General features: G+C 69.7%; 14 protein-coding genes, 1 tRNA gene and 1 pseudogene. 12 read left to right on the forward strand and 4 right to left on the reverse strand.

The window, feature by feature from the left end; genetic code table 11:
* Window positions 1-51 precede the first annotated feature (51 nt).
* Window positions 52-2,541, reverse strand: coding sequence for a DEAD/DEAH box helicase (locus CP967_RS18635; protein WP_150489059.1), 2,490 nt, complete (start codon window positions 2,539-2,541; stop codon window positions 52-54).
* A 79-nt stretch (window positions 2,542-2,620) separates the two neighbouring features.
* On the opposite strand from CP967_RS18635, the gene CP967_RS18640 reads away from it, so the two are divergent.
* From CP967_RS18640 to CP967_RS18685, 10 genes are all read left to right on the forward strand, one after another.
* On the forward strand, window positions 2,621-2,974 hold the full coding sequence (locus CP967_RS18640) for an STAS domain-containing protein (protein ID WP_003967428.1): 354 nt from the start codon (window positions 2,621-2,623) through the stop codon (window positions 2,972-2,974).
* Between the two features lie 203 nt (window positions 2,975-3,177).
* Window positions 3,178-3,633, forward strand: a complete 456-nt coding sequence (locus CP967_RS18645) for an ATP-binding protein (RefSeq protein ID WP_150489060.1) — start codon at window positions 3,178-3,180, stop codon at window positions 3,631-3,633.
* Between the two features lie 540 nt (window positions 3,634-4,173).
* Window positions 4,174-4,842: a prolipoprotein diacylglyceryl transferase gene (locus CP967_RS18650; protein ID WP_150489061.1), complete on the forward strand. Its 669-nt coding sequence runs from the start codon at window positions 4,174-4,176 to the stop codon at window positions 4,840-4,842.
* 225 nt (window positions 4,843-5,067) lie between these two features.
* Window positions 5,068-6,585 carry a DUF7059 domain-containing protein gene (locus CP967_RS18655; RefSeq protein ID WP_150489062.1) on the forward strand — a complete coding sequence of 506 codons (1,518 nt, stop codon included), beginning with the start codon at window positions 5,068-5,070 and terminating at the stop codon, window positions 6,583-6,585.
* A gap of 270 nt (window positions 6,586-6,855) precedes the next feature.
* Entirely contained in the window at window positions 6,856-7,053 is a 198-nt protein-coding gene (locus CP967_RS18660; protein WP_150489063.1) for a hypothetical protein, read from the forward strand.
* A gap of 281 nt (window positions 7,054-7,334) precedes the next feature.
* On the forward strand, window positions 7,335-10,214 hold the full coding sequence (gene topA / locus CP967_RS18665) for a type I DNA topoisomerase (protein WP_150489064.1): 2,880 nt from the start codon (window positions 7,335-7,337) through the stop codon (window positions 10,212-10,214).
* Window positions 10,215-10,450: 236 nt separating this feature from the next.
* Window positions 10,451-13,534, forward strand: a complete 3,084-nt coding sequence (gene tmk / locus CP967_RS18670) for a dTMP kinase (protein ID WP_150489065.1) — start codon at window positions 10,451-10,453, stop codon at window positions 13,532-13,534.
* A gap of 167 nt (window positions 13,535-13,701) precedes the next feature.
* Window positions 13,702-14,907, forward strand: a complete 1,206-nt coding sequence (locus CP967_RS18675) for a DNA polymerase III subunit delta' (protein WP_150489066.1) — start codon at window positions 13,702-13,704, stop codon at window positions 14,905-14,907.
* 256 nt (window positions 14,908-15,163) lie between these two features.
* Window positions 15,164-16,693, forward strand: coding sequence for an alpha/beta hydrolase (locus CP967_RS18680; protein WP_150489067.1), 1,530 nt, complete (start codon window positions 15,164-15,166; stop codon window positions 16,691-16,693).
* A 99-nt stretch (window positions 16,694-16,792) separates the two neighbouring features.
* Window positions 16,793-16,869 (forward strand) — tRNA-Thr (locus CP967_RS18685).
* A 43-nt stretch (window positions 16,870-16,912) separates the two neighbouring features.
* Here CP967_RS18685 and CP967_RS18690 read toward each other — a convergent pair.
* Window positions 16,913-18,319 carry a tyrosine-type recombinase/integrase gene (locus CP967_RS18690; RefSeq protein WP_150489068.1) on the reverse strand — a complete coding sequence of 469 codons (1,407 nt, stop codon included), beginning with the start codon at window positions 18,317-18,319 and terminating at the stop codon, window positions 16,913-16,915.
* Window positions 18,320-18,384: 65 nt separating this feature from the next.
* Complete coding sequence (locus tag CP967_RS18695; protein WP_150489069.1) at window positions 18,385-18,588, reverse strand: helix-turn-helix domain-containing protein; 204 nt, start codon at window positions 18,586-18,588, stop codon at window positions 18,385-18,387.
* Between the two features lie 325 nt (window positions 18,589-18,913).
* Between CP967_RS18695 and CP967_RS18700 the strand changes: the two are divergent.
* Window positions 18,914-19,722 (forward strand): annotated as a pseudogene (locus CP967_RS18700) (IS5 family transposase).
* Window positions 19,723-19,743: 21 nt separating this feature from the next.
* Here CP967_RS18700 and CP967_RS18705 read toward each other — a convergent pair.
* Window positions 19,744-20,561 (reverse strand): IS5 family transposase gene (locus CP967_RS18705; protein ID WP_150491928.1). Its coding sequence is split into 2 segments (ribosomal slippage): window positions 19,744-20,219 and window positions 20,219-20,561, totalling 819 coding nucleotides; the frame shifts between segments, so codons are not numbered across the junction.
* A gap of 99 nt (window positions 20,562-20,660) precedes the next feature.
* Between CP967_RS18705 and CP967_RS18710 the strand changes: the two genes are divergently transcribed.
* Complete coding sequence (locus CP967_RS18710; RefSeq protein ID WP_150489070.1) at window positions 20,661-22,274, forward strand: ATP-binding protein; 1,614 nt, start codon at window positions 20,661-20,663, stop codon at window positions 22,272-22,274.
* Window positions 22,275-22,372 lie beyond the last annotated feature (98 nt).

Genomic DNA, 22,372 nt, shown 5'->3' on the forward strand with positions numbered 1-22,372 from the left:
GGCATGCGTCTTGGCCCGTTTGGCCGTGCCTCAGCGGTCGCACAGGCCCGTTCACTGTTCGCTTCCCTCCGGGCGGGGGCCCCCGCCCGGGTCCGGCGGCGCGTTTCGCAGAAGCTCGGCCAGAAGGCGGACGGCACCACGCTTGTGCAGGGGCTCATTGCCGTTACCGCACTTGGGGGACTGGATACAGGACGGGCAGCCGGCCTCGCACTCGCAGGACGCGATGGCCTGCCGGGTGGCCGTCAGCCACGCGCAGGCAGTCCGGAAGGCCCGCTCGGCGAAGCCCGCGCCACCTGGGTGCCCGTCGTAGACGAAGACGGTCGGCAGGAGCGTGTCCGGGTGGAGCGGCACCGACACCCCACCGATGTCCCAGCGGTCGCAGGTGGCGAACAACGGGAGCATACCGATCGACGCGTGTTCGGCTGCGTGAAGGGCGCCTCCGAGGATTTCGGGGCTGATCCCGGCGGCGTCGAGCTGGTCCTCCGCGACCGTCCACCACACGGCACGGGTGCGGAGGGTGCGGGGAGGGAGATCGAGCTTCGTCTCCCCCAGAACCTCTCCGGTGATCAGTCTGCGGCGCAGGAAGGAGACGACCTGGTGGGTGACTTCCACCGAACCGAAACACAGCCGCCCGTCCCCCCAGGGGATCTCGGTGTCGGTCTTCAGGACGGCGACGGCGGTGGTGTCCCGTGCGGTGGTCGAGTACGGGGGGGCCGCTTCTTCGACCAAGGCCACCGATTCCTGGAGGTCCAGTGTCCGCACCAGGTAGGTACGGCCCTGGTGCAGGTGCACGGCGCCTTCGTGCACGGCGGTATGCGCGGCCGACTCCTCGACCGTGCCCAGGAGCCGGCCGGTGCCCTCCTCGACGATCTGCACGGGCCGGCCGCCCCCGCCGCGGATGTCCGTGAGGTCGGCGGCACGCTCACGCCGGGTCCAGTGCCAGCCGGCCGCACGTCTGCGCAGCAGTTTCGCGGCCTCCAGCTGCGGCAGCAACTCGGGAACCGCTGGGCCGAACAGAGGAATGTCGGCTTCGGTGAGCGGCAGTTCGGCGGCGGCTGCGCACAGGTGCGGGGCGAGGACGTACGGGTTGTCGGGGTCGAGGACGGTCGATTCCACCGGTTGCCGGAACAGGGCCTCGGGGTGGTGGACGAGGAAGGTGTCCAGAGGGTCGTCCCGGGCGACCAGCACAGCGAGCGCCCCCTGCCCGGACCGTCCGGCGCGGCCGGCCTGCTGCCAGAGCGACGCCCTGGTTCCCGGGTAACCGGCGATGACGACGGCATCCAGCCCCGAGACGTCGATACCGAGTTCCAGTGCTGTCGTGGCGGCCAGGCCGAGCAGCTCACCCGAGTGCAGGGCCTGTTCCAGGGCCCGGCGCTCCTCCGGCAGGTAACCGCCGCGATAGGCCGCGACCCGCCCGGGCAGGGAGAGGTCGGTCTCGGCCAGCCGTTCCTTGGCGATCAACGAGATCAGTTCGGCGCCACGCCGTGAACGGACGAAGGCGACGGAGCGGACGCCCTGAAGCGTCAGACCGGTCAGCAGGTCGGCCGTCTCGGCGGTGGCGGTACGGCGCACGGGTGCGCCCTTCTCGCCATGCAGCTCGGTCAGAGGGGGTTCCCACAGAGCGAAGACCATCTCGCCGCGGGGGGAGGCGTCGTCGGACACCTCGGTGACGGGGATGCCGGTGAGACGGCCTGCGGCGACGGAAGGCTCGGCCGCGGTGGCCGAGGCGAGGAGGAATACCGGATCGGAGCCGTATCGCGCACAGAGACGGCGCAGGCGACGCAACACCTGGGCGACATGGGAGCCGAAGACACCCCGGTAGGTGTGGCACTCGTCGATGACGACGAAGCGCAGGGCACGCAGGAAGGAAGCCCAGCGGGGGTGGGAGGGCAGTACGCCCCGATGCAGCATGTCGGGATTGGTGAGTACGTAGTTGGCGTACTGGCGCACCCATTCGCGTTCTTCCACCGGCGTGTCCCCGTCGTAGACCGCGGGCCGGACCGAGGAGCCGAGCGGGGCGGCGAGTGCCTTCACCGAACGGAGCTGATCGGCGGCGAGGGCCTTGGTGGGGGCGAGGTACAGCGCGGTGGTCCCCTGGCCGTTCGGGGCGTCGGAGCCGTCCAGGAGGGCGCTCAGGACCGGGGCGAGGTAAGCGAGGGACTTGCCCGACGCCGTTCCGGTGGCGATGACCACGGATTCACCGTCCAGGGCGTGCTCGGCGGCGACGGCCTGGTGGGTCCACGGATGGTCGATCCCCGCCCGGGCGATTGCCGCGACCACTTCCGGCCGGATGCGGTCGGGCCACAAGGCATGGCTTCCCGTCCGCGGGGGCAGGTGCTCCGTATGAGTGATGCGCGCTGCCCGGCTCGCCCCTGCGGCGAGCCGGTCGAGGACCACTGCTGGAGACAGGCGCGAGCTGCCGTTCTCGGGTGGTTGACTAGGGCGGTGTTTCTTGGCCATCGGCACCGAGTGTGTCACCGGCGTGACGGACAATGGGCCCAAGGCGTCGTGCATGGCTGCTGGTAAGTGATTGAATGCCATCGCGGCTGGCGATCCGTCCCCTGGCCTCCGTCGGGGAGACCGAGGGGCGACCGCTCGATAGCAAGGTGCTGGAGGATCCGTGGACCTGTCCCTGTCGACTCGCAATGTGTCCGGCCCTGGTGGCGACCGTACGGTCGTCGAGGTCGGTGGCGAGATTGATGTGTATACCGCGCCCAAGCTGCGCGAGCAGTTGGTCGAGTTGGTGAATGACGGCAGTTACCACCTGGTCGTCGACATGGAAGGTGTCGACTTCCTCGACTCCACCGGACTCGGCGTGCTGGTGGGCGGCCTGAAGCGTGTCCGGGCCCATGAGGGCTCGTTGCGCCTGGTGTGCAACCAGGAGCGCATTCTCAAGATCTTCCGGATCACGGGTCTGACCAAGGTGTTCCCCATCCACACCACGGTCGACGAGGCTGTCGCGGCCACGGACTGATCCGCCGTCGATCGGCCGGGTCCGCCCGGTCGGTGGCATGGTTCCGGGCCGGCCGGCGGCAGAAGGCGTGCCGCCGCGAACGGGCGGTCGGCTCTCCTGCCGGCTGCCGGTTTCGTCGGTCCCCGAAGTGAATGGGGAGACGGGGCGCCGGGCGTCATGCCCGGACTCCGGAAACGCACGCCCGAACGTTTGAGGGGGATGGCATGCCAACCGTTGAACTCCGCTTCAGCGCTCAGCCCGAACACGTCAGGACGGCCCGCCTCGTGGCAGCCGCCGTGGCGCGTCGGGCCGGAGTCGACGAGGCGGTGCTCGACGAGGTCAGGCTGGCCGTCGGGGAGGCGTGCAGCCGTGCGGTGGGACTCCACCGGGGCCATGGCATCACCGCCCCGGTGTCGGTGGTGCTGACCGAAGGGGAGAAGTCGTTCTCCATCGAGGTCGGTGACGCCGTTCCCGGGCATGGGAGTGATTCCGTGTCCTCCGGGCGCCGGCAGGGCGTGGCCGGGGGGCCCGACGAGCCGGAGACGGATACCGACAGCGAGGACGAGATGGGCCTCGCGGTCATCAGTGGTCTCGTCGACGACGTGGAAGTCAGATCGGCCCCCGACGGCGGCGTCATCCGTATGAGCTGGCCCGCGGCGCCCGCGGTGGTCGTTTCCTGATCTCCACGTCCCGTGATCCCCACCTCCCGTGATCCCCACCTCCCGTGGCTCACCGGTGCACCGGCTGGTGCTTCGGCGGATACCCGCGGCGGGCCTTTCTCCCTGCCCCGGAGATCCGGGCCGGGATCTCCGGGCCAGGGGCGCCACAGGTGCGTATGGGGCAGGACACCGCTGCCACTCGGTCCCGCTGCGAAGGCCGGGCGCCGCGATGGAAGGTCGGGCGTGGCCAAGGCCGGGCGGACGATCTCAGGGATGAGAGCTGTGCGTGGCCTTGAGTGCGGATCAAGCCGGGTGACGGCACATCAGGAAGCGAACAGCTGGTTCAGCCGGTGTGCACCGTGCCGCGGTGGGACGGGAGGTGACGTCGCGTCGGTCCGGAGAAGAACGAGCCGGGCAATTCCGGTGCGGGTGAGTTGTATCTCCCTCACTCCTCTTGGTGCAAATGGCTTCAAAGGTGTACATACCGGACGTCCGGCGCCTGAATGTCGCCCAGTTGGCGTGTAAGTTCCGGGGCCGAGAGCCTTGGAAGGGACCGATCCGGTGAACAAGAAGTTTGCAGCCGCGCTGTCCGGCGGTGCGGTACTCGTACTGACGCTGTCGGGCTGCAGCGACGACAGCGACGACAAGGTGAACGACTGGGCGAAGAAAGTCTGCGACCAGGTTCAGCCGCAACTGCAGAAGATCGCGAACGCCAACGCCGCGATCCAGGAGCAGACGGCGGACAACAGCAAGCCCGCAGACGTCCAGAAGACCGACTCGGCGGCTTTCCAGCAGATCTCGCAGGCTTACAAGGCGTTGGGCGCGGCTGTGGATTCGGCGGGGCCGCCCCCCGTCGACGACGGTGAGACCACGCAGAAGGAGGCCGTGAAGGAGCTCAACGCCTCCTCCACCGCATACGCCGGCCTCAAGACGAAGGTCGACGGTCTCAACACCAAGGACCAGGCCGAGTTCGCCGATGGCCTCAAGGGCATCGCGGACGAGCTGAACAAGATCAGCACCAACGGTGACCAGGCGCTGAAGAAGCTCCAGTCCGGCGAGGTCGGGTCGGCGATGTCGAAGCAGAAGGGCTGCCAGAAGCCCACAGCCTCTTCTTCGCCCGCGGCCGGCCAGCCGGCTCCGGCGGTGGACGGATCCGGGAAGGAGTCCCCCGAGTCGGAGAGCGGTACCTCCGAGAAGGAGAAGGAGACCTCGCCCAAGGCATCGTCGTAGGGCGAGCGGTACGGCAGGACAGGGCGGGCGGGGGGCCCGGACCCTTCGGGCGCGGGGCGCCCCGGGCAGGGGCCCGGCGCGTTCTCGCGGGGAAGCGCCACGGCATCCGGTTCCGGGGGCCGGCGGCAGGCCCCGGGTGCAGGGCGGCCGAGTGCGGCAGGGCCGTGGCGGCCCCGGCGGGGCGGGCCCGCTGCCGTTGTCGGAGGAAGCGGACACAATGGGTGGGTGAGTACCAGTCTCCCCGCATCCACCCACGCCCCCCGGCTCCGTGAAGCCCTGCTCGCCGGTGACTTCACCGCAGACGGGCTTCTCGAACGGCTCGGCGCCCCCGCCTACGCCGCGCTCGCCCGCAGCGAGACCGTCCCCGCCCTCAGGGCGACCCAGGGCGACTCGCCGCTGGACACGCTGGTGCGGCTGTTCCTCCTCCAGCGTCAGGTTCCGGCCCGGGCCGCCGCGGCGGCTCTCCCCCTGGAGGAGTGCCTCCAGGACGGCTGGGTGGTCCAGGACGGCGATCTCGTCCGGGCGGCCGTCGACGTACGGCCGTACGGCGGTCCCGAGGGCGAGGACTGGTACATCGTCTCCGATCTGGGCTGTGCGGTCGGCGGAGCCGGTGGCATCGGTTCGCGGGAGGAAGGGGTCGTCCTCGGCGTCGGCGGAGCGTCCACCACGCTGGCGGGCATCACCGTGCGTGAGCCGGTCGCCTCCGCGCTCGACCTCGGCACGGGTTCCGGGATCCAGGCGTTGCACGCCGCGCAGCACGCCACCCGTGTCACGGCCACAGACGTCAACCCGCGCGCCCTGGACTTCACCCGGCTCACCCTGGCCCTGTCCGGCGCCGCCCCCGCCGACCTGCGGGAAGGTTCGCTCTTCGAGCCGGTGGGCGCCGAGACGTATGACCTGATCGTGTCCAACCCCCCGTTCGTCATCTCGCCGGGAGCGCGGCTCACCTACCGGGACGGCGGGATGGCCGGCGACGACCTGTGCCGGACCCTGGTGCAGCAGGCGGGCGACCGGCTGAACGAGGGCGGGTACGCCCAGTTCCTCGCCAACTGGCAGCACGTCGAGGGCGAGGAGTGGCAGGACAGGGTGCGTTCCTGGGTGCCGCGCGGCTGTGACGCGTGGATCGTGCAGCGGGAGGTCCAGGACGTCACGCAGTACACCGAGTTGTGGTTGCGGGACAGCGGGGACCACCGGTCGGATCCCGCCGATTACACCGCGCGGTACGAGGCATGGCTGGACGAGTTCGAGGCCCGGGGCACCAAGGCCGTCGGGTTCGGGTGGATCACGCTCAGGAAGTCGGCTGCCGCCGCCCGGCAGCCTTCGGTGGTCGTCGAGGAGTGGCCGCACCCGGTGGAGCAGCCGCTCGGCGACGCGGTGGAGGCGCACTTCGCCCGCCAGGACTATCTGCGTGAGCACGACGACGCGGCGCTGCTCGCGGCCCGTTTCACCCTTGCCGGAGAGGTCGTGCAGGAGCAGGTCGGCCTGCCGGGGGCGGAGGACCCCGAGCATGTGGTGCTGCGTCAGCACCGGGGGATGCGCAGGGCGACCAAGGTGGATGCTGTGGGAGCGGGTTTCGCGGGTGTGTGCGACGGATCCCTGCCCGCGGGCCGCATCCTGGACGCCATCGCCCAGTTGATGGCTGAGGACCCGGTGCTGCTGCGTGACCGCACACCCCAGGCGATCCGGCTGCTGGTCGAGGAAGGGTTCCTGGAACCGCTGCCGGAGACCTCTCCCGGGCTATGAGGACCGCCCTCTGACCGGTGGCCGCCGCGGGCCTCCGGTTCGGTGGGGTCCGGGAGTGCGCACCGGGCCGGAAACCCCTTTGAGCAGCGGTTCTTCCGGGCCTCGGGACACCGGCGGTGGGAGGGGAGGATTCCGCCGGACGGTGTGCCGGCGCGGGCGCGGGTGGTGTTCACCCGGGGTTCGCGTCCGCGTCGTCCGGGGGTGGCAGCCTCCCCTCTGCCACGGGCGGCGAGTGCCGCATCCGGATGGGAAAAGCCGAGGGGTACGGACATGGAGAGCGCCACCGCCGTTTTCGCCGGTACGGCATTCACACTGTTCGGGGCTGCGCTTCTCGTCTGGACGGGGGCGCGTACCGTCCGCCGCGCGCCGGTCGCACACGGTGTGAGCCCCGCTGTCTCCACCGCTCTCGCCACGGTCTTCGGCGTACTCTTCGTCCTTCTCGGCGTGTGGTGCCTCACCCGCGTCTGATCCGTTTCTCCCGCCGGTCCTTCTTCCCGGCGCGCAGGCGCTGTGCGGCAGACGTATTACCTGACCGGTTTTCGCAGGCGACAGACGTGCGAAGCGCGTACCGGGCGGTCCGGGCGGCAGGAATGCCGGAAGTCGGGTTACCGTTCGAGTGGCCGTTGCGGGCTTTTGCCGTTTGACACGGGGGCGGGTTGTACCGTCACACTCCGCAGCGACAGCACCGCGTGCAGCGCCCCAGCTCTGCCCGGATGCCCCACGAGTGCCGACCGGAGAGAAGAGCGAAGTTGTCCCCGACCAGCGAGACCGCACAGGGCGGCCGCCGACTCGTCATCGTCGAGTCGCCTGCCAAGGCGAAGACGATCAAGGGCTACCTCGGCCCCGGATACGTCGTCGAGGCGAGCGTCGGGCACATCCGCGACCTGCCGAACGGCGCGGCCGAGGTCCCCGACGAGTACACCGGTGAGGTCCGCCGGCTCGGCGTCGACGTCGAGCACGACTTCCAGCCGATCTATGTCGTCAACGCGGACAAGAAGGCCCAGGTCAGGAAGCTCAAGCAGCTACTGGCCGAGTCCGACGAACTCTTCCTGGCCACCGATGAGGACCGCGAGGGCGAAGCCATCGCGTGGCATTTGCAGGAAGTCCTCAAGCCCAAGGTCCCGGTCCACCGGATGGTCTTCCACGAGATCACCAAGGACGCGATCCGGGCGGCCGTCGCCAGTCCGCGCGAGCTCAACCAGCGCATGGTCGACGCCCAGGAGACCCGCCGTATCCTCGACCGCCTCTACGGCTACGAGGTCTCGCCGGTCCTGTGGAAGAAGGTCATGCCGCGGCTCTCCGCAGGCCGTGTCCAGTCCGTCGCGACCCGTCTCGTGGTCGAGCGGGAGCGGGAGCGCATCGCGTTCCGCTCCGCTTCGTACTGGGATCTGACCGGCACCTTCGCGACGGGCCGCAGCGGCGACACCTCCGACCCGGCCACGTTCACCGCGCGCCTCAGCGCGGTCGACGGGCGGCGCATCGCCCAGGGCCGCGACTTCGGTCCGGACGGTCTGCTGAAGTCCGCCTCCGCCCAGACGCTGCACCTGGACGAGGAGAACGCGCGCGCCCTGGCCGCCGCCCTCGCCGGCTCCGCGTTCGCGGTCCGGTCGGTCGAGTCGAAGCCGTACCGCCGCTCGCCGTACGCCCCCTTCCGGACGACGACCCTCCAGCAGGAGGCGAGCCGCAAGCTGGGGTTCGGCGCCAAGGCCACCATGCAGGTCGCGCAGAAGCTGTACGAGAACGGCTTCATCACCTACATGCGTACGGACTCCACGACGCTCTCGGAGACCGCGGTCTCCGCGGCCCGTGCGCAGGTCACGCAGCTGTACGGGGCGAACTACCTCCCGGACAAGCCGCGCACCTACGCCGGGAAGGTCAAGAACGCGCAGGAGGCGCACGAGGCGATCCGCCCCTCCGGGGACCGCTTCCGCACGCCCGCCGAGACCGGTCTCACCGGTGACCAGTTCCGGCTGTACGAGCTGATCTGGAAGCGGACCGTCGCCTCCCAGATGAAGGACGCCACCGGGAACTCCGTCACCGTCAGGATCGGCGGCCGGGCGAGCGACGGCCGGGACGCCGAGTTCTCCGCGTCCGGCAAGACGATCACCTTCCACGGCTTCATGAAGGCATACGTCGAGGGCGCCGACGACCCGAACGCCGAGCTGGACGACCGCGAGCGGCGGCTGCCGCAGGTCGCCGAGGGCGACGCGCTGAGCGCCGAGGAGATCACGGCCGACGGGCACGCCACCAAGCCCCCGGCCCGTTACACCGAGGCCTCGCTGGTCAAGGAGCTCGAAGAGCGCGAGATCGGCCGCCCGTCGACGTACGCCTCGATCATCGGGACGATCCTGGACCGCGGTTACGTGTTCAAGAAGGGCACGGCGCTGGTGCCGTCGTTCCTCTCGTTCGCCGTGGTCAACCTGCTGGAGAAGCACTTCGGCCGGCTCGTCGACTACGACTTCACGGCCCGCATGGAGGACGACCTCGACCGCATCGCACGCGGTGAGGCCCAGTCCGTGCCGTGGCTGCGGCGCTTCTACTTCGGAGCGGGTGACGACGCCTCCGGCGCGGGCGCGGCCTCCGCCGCGGGCAACGGCGACGGCGACCACCTCGGCGGACTGAAGGAACTCGTCACGGACCTCGGAGCGATCGACGCCCGGGAGATCTCCTCCTTCCCGGTCGGCAACGGCATCAAGCTCCGGGTCGGCCGGTACGGGCCGTACATCGAGCGGGGCGAGAAGGACTCCGAGGGCCACCAGCGCGCGGACGTCCCCGAGGACCTGGCACCCGACGAGCTGTCCGTGGAGTACGCGGAGGAGCTGCTGGCCAAGCCGAGCGGCGACTTCGAGCTGGGTACCGACCCGGTCAGCGGGAACCAGATCGTCGCCAAGGTCGGCCGCTACGGCCCCTACGTCACCGAGGTGCTGCCCGAGGGCACGCCGAAGACGGGCAAGAACGCGGTGAAGCCGCGGACCGCCTCGCTCTTCAAGTCGATGTCGCTCGACACGGTGACGCTGGAGGACGCCCTCAAGCTGATGTCGCTGCCGCGCGTGGTCGGCGAGGACGCCGAGGGCGTGGAGATCACCGCGCAGAACGGCCGGTACGGGCCCTACCTCAAGAAGGGGACCGACTCGCGTTCGCTGACGTCCGAGGAGCAGCTCTTCGACATCACGCTCGAAGAGGCCCTCGCCCTCTACGCCCAGCCCAAGCAGCGTGGCCGGGCCGCCGCCAAGCCGCCGCTGAAGGAGCTGGGCACCGACCCGGTGAGCGGGGCTCCGGTGGTCGTGAAGGACGGCCGCTTCGGCGCGTACGTCACCGACGGCGAGACGAACGCGACGCTGCGGACCGGTGACAGCGTCGAGGAGATCACCCCGGAGCGCGGGTACGAACTGCTCGCCGAGAAGCGGGCCAAGGGGCCCGCGAAGAAGAAGACGGCGAAGAAGGCTCCCGCCAAGAAGGCCCCCGCGAAGAAGGCGGCGGCCAAGAAGACGACGACGGCGAAGAAGACCACGGCCAAGAAGACGGCAGCGACGAAGAAGACGGCCGCGACGAAGTCGGCCACGAAGGCCACGGCCGCGAAGGCGACGGCCACCAGGGCGGCCTCGCCCTCGGCGGCCGAGGAGAGCTGAGTCCGGGCCTCCCGGACCTTCGGCCGAGTCCCCCGTCCGGTTCGCCGGGCGGGGGACCCGTCGTCGCTCCGCCTGGAGTCCGCCACCCGCGTCGAGGTCTGCGCCCGTCGCCGGCAGGAGCAGGAGCAGGGGCGGCGCGCCGGCGACCGGGGCCCCGGGGAGTCCGGACCCGCACCGGCGCCCATATGTTCGGGTGCGGCCCCCGGCCACGCTCACACTGCCGATAGGCTGGGCGGATGACGCGAGCCGAGCAGCCATTGGTCGTGAGCCCCACCTCCGACACACTTGCCGCAGACTCACGCGAGCGCGCCGTACGGGCCCTGCTACGTGTTCCCCCGCTCAGGCGGCTGTGGAGCGCCCAGGCCCTCGGCAGCATCGGCGACGCACTCGCCGTTCTCGTGCTTGTGCTGTTGTCGCTGCAGGCGGCGGTCCAGGAGGGGTCCTTCGGGGGTGGATACCGCGGGGCGGCCTTTGCCGTCGCCGCCGTGTTCGGCGCCAGACTCCTTTCCACGGTGCTCTTCGGAGCGGTGCTCCTGGGTCCGCTGACCTCGCTCACCGGACCCGGCGGGCCGCTGGACCGGCGCTGGCTGATGATCGGTACGGACGCGCTGCGGCTGGCTTCGCTGGTCGTCGCACCGCTGTGGATCGACTGGGTGCCGGACAAGGCACTGCTGATGATCCTCGTCACCGTCTTCGTGACCGGTGCCGCCGAGCGCCTGTGGACGGTGGCCAAGGAGAGCGCGGCCCCCGCGCTGCTGCCGGCGCCTCCCGTCGAGGGAGCCGCGGTACGCCCGCTGCCCGACCACCTCGACGCCCTGCGACGGCTCTCCCTGCGGACGGACTTCCTGGCCCTCCCGGTGGCCGCCGCCGTACTCCTGGTCGCGACGCTGATCGGCAATCTGCTGGGCACCGGCTTCGAGTGGTTCTCCTTCCACCAGGCTGCGCTCGGCTCGTACGTCGCGGCCGGGCTGTTCTCCGCCTCCGTGTCCGTCCTCTACTTCCTCGAATTCCCCGGCATCCCCACCCCGCGCCCGCGCTCGCCCCTCGAAGGGCTGCGCCGGCCCGCCTCCGGCCCGGGGCCCGACAAGGGCCGCACCGGGTCGGCCCGGCTCGTCACCGCCGCGTGCGCCCTGGTCGCCGGAGCCGTCGCCGCCGCCGCCGGTGTCTTCGCGCTGCACGCCTTCGACCTGGACGGCGGGTCCGTCACCTTCGCCCTGCTGATCCTCGTCCTCACCGGAGGCACCGCGCTCGGTATCCGTACCGCGCGGATGGTGCTGCCCGCGCTCTCGCGGCGCCGGATGCTGGCCCTCTCCATCGCCGTCACCGGGGTGGCGCTCCTCGCGCTCGGCCTGGTGCCGGACACCGCGACCGGGGTGTTCCTCACGCTGCTGGCCGGTTACGCGGCGGGTGTGGCGGCCAACACCGGTCACGCGGTCCTCGACCAGGAGGCCGAACCCGCCCGGCAGGCCAGGACCACCGAGCACCTGCAGGCCGTCGTCCGGGTCCTGATCGCGGTCGGGGCGGTGGGGGGCCCGCTGCTCGCCGGCGCCATCGGCCGTCACCGGCTCGGTTCCGGTGACTTCGTCTTCGCCCACGGTGGCGCCGCGTTCACCCTGATGCTGGTCGGCGCGCTGCTGCTGCCGGTCGCCGTGGTCGTCCTGGCCAGGATCGACGACCGCTCCGGAGTGCCGCTCCGCCGGGACCTGCGGGAGGCGCTGCGCGGGGGTGACACGGCGGTGGCGCCCGCCTCCACCGGCTTCTTCCTCGCCGTCGAGGGCGGTGACGGAGCGGGCAAGTCCACCCAGGTCGAGGCGCTCGCCGAATGGATCCGGGCCAAGGGCCACGAGGTCGTCGTGACGCGCGAACCGGGGGCCACCCCGATCGGGAAGCGGCTGCGCTCGATCCTCCTCGACGTCTCCTCGGCGGGACTCTCCAACCGGGCCGAGGCCCTGCTGTACGCCGCCGACCGGGCCGAACACGTCGACTCGGTCGTACGTCCGGCGCTGGAGCGGGGCGCGATCGTCATCTCGGACCGCTACATCGACTCGTCCGTCGCCTACCAGGGGGCCGGACGCGACCTGTCCCCGACGGAGATCGCCCGTATCTCGCGCTGGGCGACCGGCGGACTCGTACCGAACCTGACGGTCCTGCTGGACGTCTCCCCCCGGACCGCGCGGGAACGCTTCACGGAGGCGCCCGACCGGCTGGAGTCCGAGCCGCCCGAGTTCCACGACAGGGTGCGGTCCGGCTTCCTCACCCTCGCCGCCGCCGCCCCGTTCCGGTACCTCGTGGTGGACGCCGGGCAGGAACCGGAGGCGATCACCACCGTCGTACGCCACCGGCTCGACCAGCTCCTGCCGCTCTCCGAGGCCGAGATCGAGGCCCGGGAGGAAGCGCGCCGGGCGGCCGAGGAGGAGGCCCGCCGCAAGGCCGAGGAGGAAGCGGCCCGGAAGGCGGAGGAGGAGCGGCTGGAGCGCGAGCGCCAGGCCCAGCTCGCCAAGCTCCGTGCCGAGGAGGAGGAGCGCCGGCGCCGCGAGGAGGAGGAGGCGCGGCAGCGCGAGGCCGAGCGGCAGGCGGAGGAGGCGCGGCAGCGTGCCGAGGAGGCCCGTCGCCGTGCCGAGGAGGAGCGCGCCCGGCTGGAGGCCGAGGAGCGCGCCCGCGAGGCCGAGCAGGAACGTCTGCGCAAGCAGGCCGCGGAGGAGGCCCGGCTCCGCAAGGAGGCGGAGGCGCTGCGGCTGGAGAAGCAGCGCAAGGCCGAGGAGGCGCTGCTGCGCGCCGAGGAGGCGAGGCGCCGGGCCGAGGCCGAGGCGGCCGCCGCGGCAGCGGCCCGCGATGCGGCGTCCCGGGCGTCCGGCGGTCCTTCCGTGCCCGACAACGAGATCACCGTGCCGACCCCGGTCGTGAACCCGAACGAGATCACGCAGCCCGTGCCGCTGGCCGAGCCGCAGGGCCGTCCCTCTCCCGACGCCGACGAGACGGCCGTACTGCCGCCCGTCCGGGACGAGGAACCGTCCGACCGGGTCCCCCCGCACATGTTCCGCGAGGAGCGGAGGGCCGACGGGGCCGAAGGGGAGAACGAGCGCACCCGGGAGCTGCCCCAGATCAGTGACGATCCCCAAGCCAGGCAGGCCGGCCGGACCGGCCGCTCCGGCCAGGACGGCCGCTCCGGCGACGGCGCGGGCCGTCGGCAGCGTCCACGCCCCGACTGGGCCGAGGAGACACCGCTCGACGACCTGCCGACGCTGGCGGACGAACTGCTCGGCGGGTACGACGACGACCCGGACCGGCGCGGCGGGAACGGACGCCGTCCGGGCCGCTGACGTCCACGGCACCGACGTCCATGGAGGGCGGAGGCCGGGCGGTCCCGCAGGGGGCGGCCCGGCCTCCGTGCGCCGCGGCCCGGACCGCGGGTGGCCGGGGCTGTCGTACCCCTCCCGCACAATGGAGTCCGGCTCCTCGCCACCACACCACGGAAGGGCGGTGACCCATGACCGTATGGGACGACCTGGTCGGGCAGGACCGGGTGCAGGAGCAGCTGGGCGCCGCAGCCCGGGACGCCGACGCGCTGGTCACGGCCCAGGCCGCGGGTGAAGCGGTGCCCGCCGGCTCGAAGATGACCCACGCCTGGCTGTTCACGGGACCGCCCGGATCAGGCCGGGCCACCGCCGCCCGCGCCTTCGCCGCGGCGCTCCAGTGCACCAGCCCCGACCGGGCCCTGGGCGGGGTGCCGGGCTGCGGGTTCTGCGACGGCTGCCACACGGCGCTGATCGGGACCCACGCGGACGTCGAGGTGATCCGCACGGAACTGCTCTCCATCGGGGTGAAGGAGACACGCGACCTGGTCCGCCGGGCCCAGCTCTCCCCGGCCGTGGGGCGCTGGCAGGTCATCGTCATGGAGGACGCGGACCGGCTCACCGAGGGCGCGGGCAACGTCCTGCTGAAGGCGGTGGAGGAGCCCGCCCCCCGCACCGTGTGGATGCTCTGCGCACCCTCGCTGGAGGACGTGCTGCCCACGATCCGCTCCCGCTGCCGCCACCTCACGCTGCGTACGCCCCCGGTGGATGCCGTCGCGGACGTCCTCGTCCGGCGCGACGGGATCGACCCGGAGCGTGCCGCGTCCGCCGCCCGGGCCACCCAGGGCCATATCGACAGGGCCCGCCGGCTGGCCACGGACGAGCAGGCCCGGGCGCGGCGTGCCGCCGTGCTCAAGCTGCCCCTGCGCGTCCATGACGTCGGCGGCTGCCTCAAGGCGGCCCAGGAGCTGATCGACACGGCGACCGAGGACGCCAAGCAGATCGCGGAGGGGACGGACTCCAGGGAGACCGAGGAGCTGAAGGCCGCGCTCGGTGCCGCCGCGGGCGGGCGGATGCCGCGGGGTACGGCCGGGGCGATGAAGGAGCTGGAGGACAAGCAGAAGCGCCGCAGGACACGTACGCAGCGCGACAGCCTGGACCTGGCGCTCACCGAACTCACCGGCTTCTACCGCGATGTACTGGCCCTCCAGCTGGGCTCGGCCGTCGCCCTCGCCAACACCGATGTGCGGGACGCGCTCGACCGGGTCGCCGAGGACTCGACGCCCGAGCGCACCCTGCGCCGGATAGAGGCCGTGATCGCCTGCCGCGGCGCACTGGACCGCAATGTCGCCCCGCTGCTGGCGGTGGAGGCGATGACGATGGCGCTGCGGGCCGGCTGACCGGCCGCGCGGCCCCGGCGCGCACCCGGTGGCAGGGGCGTTCCGCGCCGTGCCGGGCCGTGTTGCGCCGATCCGGGCCGTGTTGCTCCGTGTCGTGCCGGGCTGTGTTGCGCCGTGCCGGGCTGTGCTGCGCTGCGCCGTGCTGCGCTGTGCCGTGTCGTGCCGCTCCGCGCGGCTGTCAGGACACGGGACGCGCGGATTCACCCGTAAGTGAGGGAAAACGGTCGGGTCGTCCCCCTGCCGCTACGCTCCGGGGATGGAAACCAGGCGCCTGCTCCGCATCCTCGCCACCGGTCTCGGTACTGCCGGCCTCCTCGTCTCCGGTTGCAGCGGTGGTGGTTCGGCGCCCAGCGCCTCGGCCACCGGCTCCGCCGTCGCCGAGGAGCTCCGGCCGTACTACACGCAGAAGCTGCGCTGGCGGGACTGCGGGGTGGAGGGCTTCCAGTGCACCACCATGAAGGCCCCGCTCGACTACGCGAGGCCGGACGGCGGGGACGTCGATCTGGCCGTCGCCCGTAAGAAGGCCACCGGGCCGGGCGAGCGGATCGGCTCGCTCCTGGTGAACCCGGGCGGCCCCGGCGGCTCGGCGATCGGCTACCTCCAGGGGTACGCGGGCATCGGCTACCCGGCCCCCGTGCGCGCCCGCTACGACATGGTGGCCGTGGACCCGCGCGGGGTGGCCCGCAGCGAACCCGTCGAATGCCTCACCGGCAAGGAGATGGACGCCTACACGCAGGTGGACCAGACCCCCGACGACCCGGCGGAGACCGCCGCGCTGAAGGAGGCCTACGGCGCGTTTGCGGCGGGCTGCGAGAAGCGCTCGGGCAAGATCCTCCCGCACGTCTCCACGGTCGAGACGGCACGCGACATGGACATCCTGCGCGGCCTGCTCGGCGACGAGAAGCTGCACTACGTGGGCGCCTCCTACGGCACCTTCCTCGGGGCGACGTACGCCGACCTGTTCCCCCGGAGGGTGGGCCGGCTCGTGCTCGACGGGGCGATGGACCCGTCACTGCCCGCGATCGACGTCAACCGGGACCAGACCGCCGGTTTCGAGACCGCCTTCCAGTCCTTCGCCGCGGACTGCGTCCAGCAGCGGGAGTGCCCGCTGGGCACGGCCTCCGCCGACGCCGCGGCGAGGGCCATGAAGAAGCTCTTCGCCGAACTGGACGCCGAGCCCGTCCCGACCGGTGAGAGCCGGATGCTGGGCGAGTCGCTCGCGACGACGGGCGTGATCGCGGCGATGTACGACGAGGCGGCCTGGCCGCAGCTCCGCGAGGCCGTCGCCGGAGCCCAGGAAGGCGACGGCTCGGGCCTCCTGGCCCTGGCGGACAGCTACTACGAGCGGGAACCGGACGGCACGTACGCCAACCTGATGTTCGCCAACTCGGCGGTGAACTGTCTCGATCTCGCCCCCGCGTTCACCGGCCCGGAAGCCGTCGAGGAGGCGCTGCCCTCCTTCGAGAAGGCGTCACCGGTCTTCGGCAAGGGCTTCGCCTGGGCGGCTCTGAACTGCGCGTCCTGGCCCGTCCCCGCCACCGGCGAGGCCCACCGCATCGAGGCGGAGGGCGCCGGCCCCGTCGTCGTGGTCGGCACCACCCGCGACCCGGCCACGCCGTACCGCTGGGCGCAGGGGCTCGCGGACCAGCTCTCCTCGGGCCGCCTCCTCACCTACGAGGGCGACGGGCACACGGCGTACGGGCGGGGCAGCGACTGCGTCGACACGGCGATCAACACGTACCTGCTGGAGGGAACTCCGCCCGAGGACGGCAAGAAATGCTCCTGACCTGCGGTTACGCTCCCGGGGGCGGGCGGTTCGGAGCACCCCTGGAAACTGTGTAGACTTGGCGTCGCTGCTGGTCGCACCATGGTGTGCCCGGAGCGTGCCGCCTTAGCTCAGTTGGCCAGAGCAACGCACTCGTAATGCGTAGGTCTCGGGTTCGAATCCCGAAGGCGGCTCCACTCAAAGCCCAGCCCAGACAGTGTCTGAGCTGGGCTTTTTCGTTCAACGGATGCGACGACGGCGCCGGGCGCGGTCCGCTCGGGTGTCGGCGGTCTCACTTCTGGTCTCAGTCGGGCCAGGTTCCGGGACCGACGGGGGCGCCGGCGGCGGCACAAAGAACTCGCCCATCCGCCGCATGGCGTCCTTGGACAGGTGGGACCGCCCCTTGACGTACCGCCGGGTCTGACTGATCTGTGTGTGCCGCAGGATCTCCATGATCGTGGGCATGTCGACGCCCAGCTCGTTCAGGATCGTGCCGGCGGTGTGGCGGCTCCCGTCGTACAGGCGGCGGTCATCGATCCCGGCTTTTTTGAGTAGTTCCTTGAACTCTTCGTAGTCCACGCGCGGGTCCAGCGGTCGGCCATCCGGTCGCGAGAACACGACATCGTGCTCCTGCCACAGCTCCCCGGCTGCCTCTCGCATTGCTTCCTGCTGAGCCTTGTGGTCGAGCAGGAAGGGAATGAAGACGGGCGGGATCGGCACGGCGTTCCGGCTCTTCTTGGTCTTGGGACGGGTGAAAGTGAGCCCGCCGTCTTTGCGCTCAGGGCAGGCGCTCGCATGTTTGATGCACGTCTTGGCGCGCGGCTTCGGACAGCCGCGCTTGTAGCCCTTGTGGGTGGGGCAGTCGGGCGGGCACGGCTCGAAGCGGTGCAGACGCTGCCCACAGGCCTGCGGGTCGTCGCAGCCGTGCCGCCACGTGAGCCGCTGAAGCTGCCACTCGGGGCGGAACAGTTCCGCTTCCAGGTCGACGTACGACCAGCGGAGCCCGAGCGTCTCGCCCTGCCGGAACCTCATGCCGACACCGACGATCCACCGCATGAAGGTGGGCCGCCTCGCCGCCGCTTCGAGGAACGCCTTGGCCTCCTCCTTGGTGAAGGGGTTGGCCTCGGTCTCGTCGATGCTCGGCGGGTCCACGAGCGTGGCGACGTTCTCGCCGACGACGCGGCGCCGGTGGGCGATTTTCAAGGCGCGGGACAGGATGCGGTGCACTTTCACGACGTGGGAGGGAGCGTGGCCGGCGTCGAGCATGGCCCGGTACATCCGCTCCAGGTGCTCGGGCTGCAACTTGTCGATGCGGTGCTTACCGACGCCGGGGATGATGTCGTTGCGCGTCTTGGACCAATAGTCGTCGAGCGAGCGCGGCTTGAGCTTCAGGCTCGCGATGTCGGTGAGGTAGGTCTCCATCCAGGCCGCGACGGTCGGCTTGCGACCGGCGGCGGGTGCGCGTCCCTGGTCCCGCTGGCGCTCCAGCTCCTTCACCTTGCGCTTGATCTCGGCTTCCGTCCGGGCCCGGCGGTGGCGTCGGTCGGGACCGCCGTCGCTCTTTACACCCATCGTCACGCGGCCGTGCCACCAGCCGTCGGCGCCGAAGTAGATGGATGACTCCATGTTGGGCTTGCGGGGGCTCATGTGCTCCTCCATGCGGGAGGCGCCCCGAGCGAGGTGCTCGGGGCGCCTTGGTGACGTGCTCGGAGTCAGTTGGGCAGCGGGGCGAGGTTGGCCACGTAGGCTTCGAGGTCGGTACGACGGATCCGACGTGTACGTCCCAACTTGATGTACTTCAGGGCGCCTTCGGCCATCAGCTCGTAGACCGTGGAACGGCCGATGGCGAGTGCTTCGGCGACCTCTTCGGGCTTGTACAGGAGCCGGTCGACGGAAGCGGTAATCGCGATACTCATCCGGGCGTCTCCTTTGGGCTTGGGCATAGTCAGGGCTCGCGCCTGTCCGAGGTGCGGATTTCTGCGTCACCTGCGTCATCTGCGTCACTCATCGCTTTGACATGCGGTTTTGTTGTGACGCAGCGCGGTGGGGGTGTGTCACCGGTGACGCAGACCTGCGTCATTGGGTGACGCAGGTGACGCGGGGTGACGCAGGAATCGGCCGTCTGCGTCACCCGTCTTCCGGCAGGTCACCGGCCGTTTTCGGGGTGCGGGTGACGCAGGTGACGCAGTGTCTTCCTACTTAGAAGTCATCTCATTTGGGCGACTCGGTAGTCTGTGAGCCATGGTGGGGATCGTTGAGCGGCTGGTGCCGGACGAGTTGTGGGCGTTGTTCCAGCGGGTGGTGCCGGAGGCGCCGTCGCGGCCGCAGGGTGGTGGTCGGCGTCGGTACGGCGACCGGGAAGTGCTGGCGGCGATCGTCTTCGTGGCCACGTCAGGTTGTACCTGGCAGCAGCTGCCTTCGGCGTCGTTCGGCCCGTCCGGAGCGACCGCCCACCGGCGGTTCTCGGAGTGGTCGAAGGCCAGGGTGTGGGCCAGGCTCCACCGCCTGGTCCTCGACGAACTCGGTGCCCGCGGCGAGCTTGACTGGTCAAGGTGCGCGATCGACTCGGTGAACATGCGAGCCCTGAAAAGAGGGACCTGACAGGTCCGAATCCTGTCGACCGGGGCAAGTACGGCTCGAAGATCCACCTGATCACCGAACGGACCGGTCTGCCCATATCCGTCGGCATCTCCGGGGCCAACCTGCACGACAGCTAAGCCCTGATACCCCTCGTGAAGGGCATCCCGCCGATCCGCTCGCGCCGAGGCCGGCGACGGCGCAAGCCCGCCAAACTCCACGCCGACAAAGGATACGACTACGCCCACCTGCGGCGATGGCTACGCGAACGCGGCATCACCCACCGCATCGCACGCAAGGGAGTCGAGCCCTCCCAACGGCTGGGCCGCCACCGCTGGACCGTGGAACGCACCATGGCCTGGCTCGCCGGCTGCCGCCGACTCCACCGACGCTACGAACACAAGGCCGACTACTTCCTCGCCTTCACCAGCATCGCCTGCACCCTCATCTGCTACCGCCGACTCGCCAAATGAGATGACTTCTTAGACCGTGTCCTATGTGGTGATCCGGAGGAGTCGTTTGTAGCAGCAGAGTGCTGCGGCGAGGCCGAGGAAGGCCAGGTAGTTGCGGGGGTGGCGTTCGTAGCGGTGGTTGAGGCGGCGGTAGCCGGTCAGCCAGGACATGGTGCGCTCGATGACCCATCTGCGGCGTCCTAGCCGTTCGCTGGACTCGACTCCCTTGCGGGCGATACGGACCCCGATGTGCTTGCCCCATAGCCATTTCCGCAGGTGAGGGACGTCGTACGCTTTGTCCGCATGTAGACGCTGGGGCTTGAAGTAGCGGCCGCGGTGGGGGTTGTGTCTCGTTTGGTGGCCCTCGATCATGGGCTTCAGGGCGAGGCTGTCGTGGGTGTTCGCCGCGGTGAGGCCGACGAGGAGGGGCAGTCCGTTCGCGTCCGACAGGACGTGCATCTTGGAGCCCGGCTTGCCCCTGTCCACGGGGCTCGGACCTGTGAGTTCGCCCCCTTTTTAGCCCTCACGTGGGCGGAGTCGAGGACTGCCCGGGAGAGGTCGAGGAGGCCGGCGTCGTCCAGGCGGTGCAGGATCTCCTCGTGGAGCCGACCCCAGACACCGGCTCTCGACCAGATGAGGAATCTGCGGTGGGCTGTCGACTTCGATATCCCGAAGCACGGCGGCAGGGCCCGCCAGGCGCATCCGCTGACCAGGACGTAGATGATCGCGGCGAACAGCGTCTCATCAGGCGTGTCCTGCGTCCCGCCGCCCTGCGGCCTCACCCTCGACGGCGGGATCAGCGGCTCCGCGATCTCCCACAGCCCGTCCGGAACAATCCAACTCCACGTACCCCGCCCCATACCGAGCCCAACGAGCAAAGCCCACATAGGACACGGTCTTAGGGAGTCAACTTGACTCGTACCGTCGCCACCTGACGGGGCATCTTCTACAATCTCGACATGGAGAGGCGGACCATCCCTGTATCAGACGCGCTGGACCTCATCGAGCGCGAGGAGTCGCACTTCTGGGATCACAAAAGTGCACAGAGTAAGGGCACGGTAGTCCAGAAAATTGCAGCCGGTCTCGCCAATGCGGATGGCGGAGAATTCATCGTTGGAATCGAAGACCGGGGAAAGCAGGCCATCGGCTTGGACAGGTGGCAAGGGTACAGCACAATTGAAGACGCAAACATTGTCCTAGAGGCGCTCGCCCGTGACATCCAGCCGCCGGTTCCGTATTCAATGGAATATCTTGTCATTCAAGGACGCGAGCGCCAGGGTTTAGCATGCCTGGTCAATATTCGTAAAAGCGAGAGCGTCCATTATGCCGCTGACAAAAAAGTCTACGTGCGACGCGGAGCCGCCACCCATTCGATCACAGGGCAGGCAGTTACAGACCTGAGCCTGGCAAAAGGTGCGCGCACTTACGAAGATCAGCTACTCGCAGACTACGATAAAGAAGATTTGGTAGTCGAAGATGAGCTTGCCTACTTCCTGAGGTCCTACAGCCCGTCGACACCGCCGGATATTTTCATCCGCAAGCAGCGCCTCATCGACAGGGAATCCGGCGCCGCGAAAGTATCCGCCGGAATTCTATACGCTGAATCGCCACCTGCGGTTGTACCGAAGCGTTGCGCGGTGAAGGTCGCACGGTACAACACCAGGGAGAAGGAACCTCGCAGGGAGCACCTGGCAGCCACCCCGGGCACCATTGAAGGGCCAGCGCGGGTCGTCATTGAAGAGACAATCGCTGCGGTCACGGCATTGATCGAGTCAGTCTCTGTGCTTCAGCCGACCGGGGAAATGGCACCCGTAAAATATCCGCCCGAAGTTTTGAAGGAAATCATTGTAAACGCGGTAATTCATCGCGACTACAATATCTCCGATGACATCTTGGTGTACGTCTTCGACGACCGCGTCGAGGTGCGGAGTCCCGGATCACTGCCAGGAAGTATGACGCTTGACACGCTTCTTCAGGATCGCTTTTCGCGAAACCCGACAATTGTGCGCCTGCTAAACAAGTACCCCGACCCGCCAAATAAGGACATCGGTGAAGGGCTGCGTACAGTCGTTGCGAAGATGGCTGAGGCTAGGTTGCAGTCACCCATTTTCACAATTGAAGGAAACTACTTCGTAGTGAACTTAGGGCACACGCCGCTGGCTCGGGCTCACGAGATCGTTATGGAGTACCTTGAGAACCATGACGAAATCACGAACTCCATCGGTCGGAGCCTTACGGGAATACACTCCGAGAACAGCATGAAGGATGTTTTCTACGCCTTGCGTAAGGCGAATAAAATCGAGATGGTTCCCGGTAAGCGAGGTAACAAGTCTGCATGGCAAAAGGTGCAGCCAGTAGAAATGGCTGGCGATGCTGATGCCCCATCAGAGGTGGCATCAAGATCCAGTTCCGGTGTCACGGTCCAGCAGGCGGAGGCGTCAGGAGGAGCTGTCCGCAGGGCGCCGAAGAGGCTAAAGGAGCGCAAGAACACGACCGGCCCTGCCCGTAATCGGCCGTGTTCTTGCGGGAGCGGATTTAAGTACAAGAGATGCTGTGGCCGGACAGCGTCCTGATGAGGGGCGCCAGACAGCGCCGGACACCGTTCGAACTCTCCCCTGGCCAGCGGCTTGTGTCGGTCTCATTTCCAGTCTCAGTTGCCGCCCACTCCGCA

Source organism: Streptomyces nitrosporeus, from assembly GCF_008704555.1.
Classification (GTDB): domain Bacteria; phylum Actinomycetota; class Actinomycetes; order Streptomycetales; family Streptomycetaceae; genus Streptomyces; species Streptomyces nitrosporeus.